The 3,137-nt window shown below is 30.3% G+C and carries 3 protein-coding genes; 1 reads left to right on the forward strand and 2 read right to left on the reverse strand.

What is annotated here, in order from left to right; genetic code table 11:
• Window positions 1–264: 264 nt before the first annotated feature.
• A complete protein-coding gene (tsaE, locus tag QZ260_RS06070) occupies window positions 265–687 on the reverse strand; it encodes a tRNA (adenosine(37)-N6)-threonylcarbamoyltransferase complex ATPase subunit type 1 TsaE (RefSeq protein WP_295983978.1) in 423 nt (140 codons plus the stop codon).
• Between the two features lie 92 nt (window positions 688–779).
• A complete protein-coding gene (locus QZ260_RS06075) occupies window positions 780–2,327 on the reverse strand; it encodes a bifunctional response regulator/alkaline phosphatase family protein (RefSeq protein ID WP_295983981.1) in 1,548 nt (515 codons plus the stop codon).
• Window positions 2,328–2,463: 136 nt separating this feature from the next.
• Between QZ260_RS06075 and QZ260_RS06080 the strand changes: the two genes are divergently transcribed.
• Window positions 2,464–3,137, forward strand: a 674-nt coding sequence (locus QZ260_RS06080) for an HD domain-containing protein (protein ID WP_295983983.1), incomplete at its 3' end; no start/stop codon positions are given.

Below are 3,137 nucleotides of genomic sequence, written 5' to 3' on the forward strand. Positions count from 1 at the left end.
CATCAACATTGTAAGTGTTAGCAGCTTGCGCCATAAACATCATACCTCCGAAAATTGCAATTGCAACTAAGTACTTTTTTGTTTTCATTTTAAAGGGATTTAATTAATTAATACCCAAATGTAAATAAAGACTATCTTGAAGTAAATCGCTAAATGTTAAAATTATGTTAAAAACAATGATTTTTAAAATTCACGATGTGGGTTTCCCGTAAAACCTCAAAATTTACTGGAGAATATGTTATTTATGAGTCATAAGCTAGTATGTTATTGTGTTGTTTCTATTTTATTTAAACTTAAAATACGATTGTTTACAGTATCTAATTTTATTTCAATACGATCAAAATCATCATATAAAATCGAGTCAATTTTTTCGGGCCATTCAATTAATTTCCAATACTCAGAATCTAAATAATCATCAATTCCAAAATTGTAAGCGTCTTCTAAATTATTAATTCTATATAAATCAAAATGATAAATTTTTTCATCTTTTAATTTATATTCATTAATAATTGAAAACGTTGGGCTGTTCACGTCATCATCGCTGCCTAAAATTCTAACTATGGTTTTTATAAGTGTTGTTTTCCCAACGCCCATACCACCATAGAACAACAAGGTTTTTGTTTTAGCGTGTTCTATAAGCTGTTTAGCGACTTGCTCAACCTCATTTATACCATAGCAAATTTCCAATTTTAATAAAATTTATGAGCAATATTAGTTATAATAATTGAAAAAACCAAAGTAAAAACGTATTTCATCGATGATATTTGCTTTTTGTGGAGCTATTTGGGATTAAAAATAGCAAATGGAATAACCATTTCTTCTAAAGACACACCTCCATGTTGATAGGTATTTCTGTAGTAGCTAACATAATGATTATAATTGTTTGGGTAAGCAAAAAACAAATCACTTTTTGCAAAAATATAAGAACTGCTCATATTAATAGAAGGGAGGTGCAGCTCCTTTGGATCCTTGGCTTCGAGTACATCTTTGCTGTCATAAGTTAAGCTTCTTCCTGTTTTATAACGCAGATTTAAACTGGTATCTCGATCTCCAATAACCTTAGAAGGGTTGTTTACATTTATAGTACCATGATCTGTAGTTAGAATTAATTTAAAACCTAATTGTTGTGCTTGTTGAATCATATCTAAAAGCGGAGAGTTTTTAAACCAACTCAGTGTTAAAGACCTATATGCTTTATCGTTTGATGCTAATTCTTTAACGACATCCATTTCGGTTTTAGAATGCGAAAGCATATCAACAAAATTATAAACCACAACTGTCAAATCATTGTCTTTTAGTGATTTGAAGTTATTGGCTAATTTTTTTCCATTTTTAAGATTTGTGATTTTGTGATATTCATATTTTAAATTTGTTAGGCCTAAACGTTTCATTTGAGTCTCTAAGAAATCAGCTTCATGCATATTTTTCCCTCCTTCATCAGTATCATTTTTCCAATACTGCGGAAATAATTTTTCCATATCACTTGGCATTAATCCTGAAAAAATGGCATTTCTAGCATATTGGGTAGCCGTTGGTAATATGCTAAAAAAGGCTTCCTCTTTATCTTTTTTATAATAATTACTAATAATTGGTTCAAAAACTTTCCATTGATCATAACGTAAATTATCAATTACAACTAATAGCGTCGGCTGTTCTTTGCTTATTTCTGGAGCGATCTTTTCTTTGAATAAGGTGTGAGACATGACTGGTGCATCGGTATTAGGTTTAAACCAATCCGCATAATTTTTTTCAATAAACTTCCCAAATTGAATATTTGCTTCGTTTTTTTGAGATTCTAAAATTTCGAACATACCTATATCTTCAATATCTTCTAACTGAATTTCCCAATAAATAAGCTTTTGGTATAAGCTCACCCATTCCTCATAACTATTTACCATAGATAAATCCATAGCTATTTTTCTAAACTCTTGCTGGTAGTTTGAGGTCGTTTTCTCTGACACCAGTCTAGAATGATCTAAGTTCTTTTTTAAACTTAATAGAATTTGATTTGGATTTACGGGCTTTATTAAATAATCAGCTATTTTATTTCCAATAGCTTCTTCCATAATATATTCTTCTTCACTTTTGGTTATCATGACTACAGGAAGGTTATCTTTCTTCTCCTTTATTTCATGTAAAGTTTCAAGACCAGTAAGACCTGGCATATTCTCATCTAAAAATACAATATCAAAATTCTCGTCATCCAAAATATCAATGGCTTCAGTACCGCTATTACATGTTGTAACATGATAGTTCTTCTTTTCAAGAAATAAAATGTGTGGTTTTAACAGATCAATTTCATCATCAACCCAAAGTATTTTTATCATAGTATTATATTTATTGTCTTATTAAAATAACTAGAAATAATTCCCTTTTTTTGTTTAAAAAAACGTTTTTATTTCAAATACCCTTTATGGGCTCATATCCCTATATTTGTATATATTAAATGTAAAAAATTACAGATTGAACAAACTTAAAATATTAAACGACCCAATTTACGGATTTATTACTATTCCAAATTCGCTCATCTTCGATTTAATACAACATAAATATTTTCAACGCTTACGTAGAATCACACAAATGGGGATGTCTTATTTGGTATATCCAGGAGCACATCATACCAGGTTTCATCATGCTATTGGTTGCGTACATTTAATGCAACAAGCGGTTAATGTACTTCGTTTTAAAGGGGTTACAATTTCTGATGAGGAAGAAACAGGACTTTATGTTGCTATTTTATTGCATGATATTGGTCATGGTCCTTTTTCACATGCCATGGAACATTCTATAGTTAATAATGTCTCTCATGAGGATATTTCATTGCTATTTATGGAACGTTTAAATGAGGAATTTAACGGAAGTTTAACGCTTGCCATTCAAATCTTCAGAGGTGAATATCCAAGAAAATTTATGTGTCAGCTTATTTCTGGACAATTAGATATGGATAGGGCCGACTATTTAAAGCGTGATAGTTTTTACACAGGAGTTGCTGAAGGAAATATAAATAGCGAGCGTTTAATAACGATGCTGAATGTAGTTGATGATGAACTTGTTGTTGAGGAAAAAGGCATATATAGTGTTGAGAAATTTATTATAGCTAGACGCTTAATGTACTGGCAAGTGTATTTGCATAAAAC

The sequence above is a fragment of the uncultured Algibacter sp. genome (assembly GCF_905480415.1).
Taxonomy (GTDB): domain Bacteria; phylum Bacteroidota; class Bacteroidia; order Flavobacteriales; family Flavobacteriaceae; genus Algibacter_B.